Source organism: Microcoleus sp. (genome assembly GCF_049646505.1).
GTDB lineage: Bacteria > Cyanobacteriota > Cyanobacteriia > Cyanobacteriales > Microcoleaceae > Microcoleus.
In genome coordinates, this window is sequence record NZ_JBARVX010000577.1 from 1 (window position 1) to 4,894 (window position 4,894).

Below are 4,894 nucleotides of genomic sequence, written 5' to 3' on the forward strand. Positions count from 1 at the left end.
CGGTTGCATCGGAATCATAAAATCGAGTCAACAGTTAACACTCAACCATTCAGTTTTTCCACCCGCCCGTCAACAGTCAACAGTCAACAGTCAACAGTCAACAATTCCGGCATGAGTGCAACCGGAATTGATATTAAACAAGTCCCTCGATTACCGGATGGAAGTAGAACGCCAAGGCCAAAACCGCATAAGCTGCCAACAGCAAAGTACCTTCGAGCCAGTTAGAGTTGCCGTCAGAACTGATAGAATTGGCGATCAGCACCGACACCGCCACCGCTACAAGTTCAAACGGGTTGAAGTTCAAGTCCATCGGTTTGCCCAAGACAAAACCTGCCAAAACCAACACCGGGGCAACAAACAAAGCAATTTGCAAACTCGAACCGACGGCCACGGAAACCGACAAATCCATTTTATTTTTCATCGCCACCGTCACCGCAGTTGTGTGTTCGGCAGCATTGCCAATAATCGGCACTAAAATCACCCCGGTAAACAGCGATGTCAGCCCCAAAGTGGCGGTAGCTTCTTCTAGAGTACCAACCAGCAGTTCCGACTCGATCGCTACCATGAGAGTACAGCCCAACAGCACACCAATCCACAGCGGCAGATTGACCTTGTGGTCGGGACTGTCTGGTGCTAAGTTACTTTCGGCTAATTCTTCAAGCATTTCTATTTCTGCCACCCCTGCATCGTACAGATAAGTGTGAGTTTTCATCGAAAACAGCAGCGTCAGCACGTAGACGACAATCAGGACTACAGCAACAGCGCTAGAGAGGTTCTGCATAATTTCCGGAGCGATGCCGACAGAAGTGGCATCAACAGCAGTCGGCACCAAAATGGCAATCACGGCTAAGTTCATCGCTGAAGCGTTCAACCGGGCGACAGTCGGCTGAAAGTTTTGTTCTTTGTAGCGCAAGCCGCCTAGCAGCATCGCAAATCCCATCACTAGCAGCAGGTTGCTGATAATTGAACCGGTGATGCTGGCTTTGACAACATCTATTAATCCGGCGTTGAGGGCGACGATGCCGATGATCAATTCTGTGGCGTTTCCGAAGGTGGCGTTGAGCAACCCCCCCAAGTTGGCACCGAGCACGACGGCGATTTCTTCGGTGGCCGTGCCCATCCAGGCGGCTAGGGGGATGATGGCTAAAGCCGAGGTGATGAAGATTGTGGAGGATTCCCAGCCGAGAAAGTGTCCGGCGATGGAAACTGGGATAAATATCAGCAGGCTGGAAATTATTGTAGTTGTGTTTAGCATTTAGATTCTGAAAAGCTCGCAACCGTCAATCATAGCCTGCCACAAAGTTGCAAGAAGCGGGAGGAAAAGAAATTTGGGTTCGCTCAAAGCTTGGGGTGGCGCTCTTCTTTGTTGGCCCAGTCCTTTGTCGGGCTTTCCATGTCGCGACGCTGGCGGGAGAGCAACTTTACACAAAAGAACTCTTGCAAAAATCCAAAGCACCCCACCCCAACCCTCCCCTCCCGCGGGGAGGGAGCAAGATTATTCTTGTTTCTCCCCGCGGGAGGGGGGACTTGCGGGGGTAAATTTGACTTTTGCAAGAGGTCTAAAAGGCGATCGGGCGATTTGAAATTTCGCTCCCAAACAGTCAGTTTTTCCCCGTTGTCCGTATGTTTAAGAGTTTTGCGCGCTGCGGGTAAATAAGTAATGATAAAATCAGTGTCGGTTAAATGCGATCGTCAACCCATCTGAAATCACAAAAGTCGCAAATAATTATCAGTCATGTCAATAAAACTAGATTTTTTCAAAGTAGAAGTAGTCCCGCACGATCGAAGTTGGCGAGACCTTTTTGAAACTGAGTCGAAACAGATTGCACTTGCACTTGCCGAAAATGCGATCGCTATACATCACATCGGTAGCACAGCCATTCCACAAATTTATGCAAAGCCGATTATCGATATGCTAGTTGAGGTCAAAGATATTATGAAAGTCGATGCACAGAGTTCAGGACTTGAGGCATTAGGTTATGAAGCAATGGGTGAGTTTGGGATACCTGGCCGCCGTTTTTTTCGTAAAAGTAATGAACTAGGGATTAGAACGCACCACATTCACACGTTTGAAGTGAACTCAGCACAGATATATCGCCACTTAGCGTTTCGAGATTATCTGATTTCCCATCCTGAAGACGCGCAGCAATACAGCGAACTTAAAAGAAAACTCGCAAACACATACCATGATAATATTCAGGGGTACATGGACGGAAAAGATGAGTTTATTAAAGAAATGGATCGGAAAGCAGCAAATTGGCGATCGCCTGATTAAATCTATGATATTAGAAGTTGCCATTCTTGATGTTAAGCCTCAGATGGCTGCTGAATTTGAAAGTGCTTTCAAAACAGCTTCAGCTATTATTTTTTCTATGCCGGGGTATATTTCGCACGAGCTTCAACGCTGTATCGAAATTAGAAATCGCTATATTCTCCTGGTGCGGTGGCAGAATTTGGAAGACCATACTGTGGGATTTCGAGAATCGCCGGACTATCAAAAGTGGCGTTCTTTGTTGCACCACTTTTACGATCCTTTTCCGACAGTGGAACATTATGAAGTCGTTGTTCCTGCCTCGGACGCATAAAAACTATTTTTTTTACCTGTTTGAGAGGTTTTAGCGCATATTTGGGTAAAACAAACCGGATTTTTTAACTTCCCATTAGTCAGTTGTATTTGTCAAGTTTGAAGCCTCTGCACGGAGCAATGCAGCAGATGATTGATAGTCGGTCGCATTTTTAGGAACTGCTAGTAAACTTTATTGCGAGTCCGAATATCAATTAGCTGCACTTTGCTGTCAAAGATAAAATGGAAGAGAAATCGATATTTATGGGTGATATTTTACTCGCAGTAAGTTTCAATATCTTTGCGGAAAATAGGTGTTCTTAAAGATGGATAAAATGGCGAAATCTTCAAAGGATGATATTTTTTATGGTTCAAATAGTTGAAGATATTTTTGGTGCAAGTTTTTCAATATTCTGAGGAATGGCAAGTCAAAAATCAGCTCGATCGTTGCTTGAACGCATGATTAAATCGTCAACAGTAACAGTATGAATATTGCCCGATCGGTAATTTTCATCAGCTTTGTTAGCGGGTGCGGCAATTTGGTGGGTTTTTAATTCGATCGCCCTTTTGGCATCGAGCATATTCCAGCAGCGCAGTGCAGCCGACTCCTCACCACAAGCGTTCCCTGCTGTGAGTTTTTGCCCTGTGGATTAAATTGACCCGCACAACCGCCAAGATCGATCGCCCTTGGTAAAAATTTTTCGGGGAAAACTTGCTATTTAATGAATAAGACTTTAAAATCCAGCAATGTAAATCCACCTCTCAACAAGCAGCCCCTGCAAGCACTAACCCGAAATAGGTGGAAGGTGCCACGCTGCAAAAATTACCTTTTTTAACTCTTTCAAGAGCAAAGCATTAGCAGAAAAACCCAGGGATCGACGATCGGCATCTGGGAACGAATGCTTGACTCGCAATACTACAAATGTATCAAAAATTGTTTGCCCAAATTTAGCACCAACAGATGCTTAGCCCAAACGCCTGCATAAGGTTTCGGTTGCTAATGTTGAGGCTGATTTTATTGTCACTAACTACTTGAGGATTCGATCGCATGATTTCGATTTCTAAAACTCAGTCCGACTTGTTCCCCGTGTCAGCGCCAGGGGTAACGGCCCCAAGTCAAAGCAGCACGGCTACTGCAACAGGAGTGTGCGTGACGGTTCACGGGCACTTCTACCAGCCGCCGCGAGAAAACCCTTACCTGGACGCGATCGAACGCCAAGCCAGCGCCTCTCCCGCCCACGACTGGAACGAACGCATCGACATCGAGTGCTACCGCCCGAACGCCTTTGCGCGCATACTCAACGATCGCGGCGAAGTCGCCGGCATCGTCAACAACTACGAGTATATGAGCTTCAACATCGGCCCTACCCTGATGAGTTGGCTGGAACGCTACGATCCGGAAGTTTACCAGCGGATTCTGGAAGCCGATCGCAAAAGCTGTCAGCGCCTGTCCGGTCACGGTAACGCGATCGCCCAAGTATACAATCACATCATCATGCCGCTGGCGAACGAGCGAGACAAACATACCCAAATTCGCTGGGGAATCGCAGATTTTCGATCGAGATTCGATCGCGATCCCGAAGGAATGTGGCTCGCCGAAACCGCCGTAGACTACGCCACCCTCGAAGTTTTGGTCGCCCAAGGCATCCGCTTCATTGTCTTGGCCCCCTCCCAAGCCGAACGCTGCCGCCCGCTAATCGGGCAAAACCAAGCAGCAGAGACAGAAACTGATGGCGAATGGCACGAAGTCGGCGGCGGTCAAATCGATCCGACTCGCCCGTACCGCTGCTATTTGAAACCGGAATTGAGGTTGATGGCTGACCACCAACTTTCGCCGCTGAGCTCTTATTACTTGGGCCGCGGACAGGGCCAGGAGTCCCCAGCCCCAACGCCGAACACTCCCTACATCGATATCTTTTTCTACGACGGCCCGATCTCGCGGGATATGGGCTTCAATGACGTTCTCAGCAGCAGCCACCATCTGGCGGGGCGCTTGGGTCAAGCAGTGCGGGGAGACCACCGACCGGCTCAATTAATCTCCGTGGCGACGGACGGCGAAACTTTCGGCCACCACAAAAACAGTACCGAAAAATGCCTCGCCTACGCTTTCACAGAAGAGTTTCCCCAGCGCGGCTGGACGGTGACGAATTTTGCTGATTACTTAAGTCAAAATCCGAGCACTTGGGAAGTGGAACTCAAGCCCGTGACGGCTTGGAGTTGCTCTCACGGGGTCGATCGCTGGCAAGATGATTGCGGCTGCGGTGGCGGCGGCGGGTGGCATCTCCTGTGGCGCAAGCCTTTGCGGGATACTCTAAATTGGCTGCGCGATCG

Annotated in this window: 4 protein-coding genes and 1 pseudogene; 3 read left to right on the top strand and 2 right to left on the bottom strand. The window is 48.6% G+C overall.

Annotated elements, in window-relative coordinates; translation table 11 throughout:
* Positions 1-133: 133 nt before the first annotated feature.
* A complete protein-coding gene (gene cax / locus WBA89_RS27145; protein WP_424410752.1) occupies positions 134-1,255 on the bottom strand; it encodes a calcium/proton exchanger in 1,122 nt (373 codons plus the stop codon).
* Between the two features lie 480 nt (positions 1,256-1,735).
* On the opposite strand from cax, the gene WBA89_RS27150 reads away from it, so the two are divergent.
* Complete coding sequence (locus WBA89_RS27150) at positions 1,736-2,275, top strand: GrpB family protein (RefSeq protein WP_424410753.1); 540 nt, start codon at positions 1,736-1,738, stop codon at positions 2,273-2,275.
* 4 nt (positions 2,276-2,279) lie between these two features.
* Positions 2,280-2,585: an antibiotic biosynthesis monooxygenase family protein gene (locus WBA89_RS27155; protein WP_424410754.1), complete on the top strand. Its 306-nt coding sequence runs from the start codon at positions 2,280-2,282 to the stop codon at positions 2,583-2,585.
* Between the two features lie 406 nt (positions 2,586-2,991).
* Here the strand turns inward: WBA89_RS27155 and WBA89_RS27160 are convergent, their stop codons facing one another.
* Complete coding sequence (locus tag WBA89_RS27160) at positions 2,992-3,144, bottom strand: hypothetical protein (protein ID WP_424410755.1); 153 nt, start codon at positions 3,142-3,144, stop codon at positions 2,992-2,994.
* 467 nt (positions 3,145-3,611) lie between these two features.
* Between WBA89_RS27160 and WBA89_RS27165 the strand changes: the two are divergent.
* Positions 3,612-4,894: pseudogene (locus tag WBA89_RS27165) on the top strand (DUF3536 domain-containing protein); the annotation flags it as partial.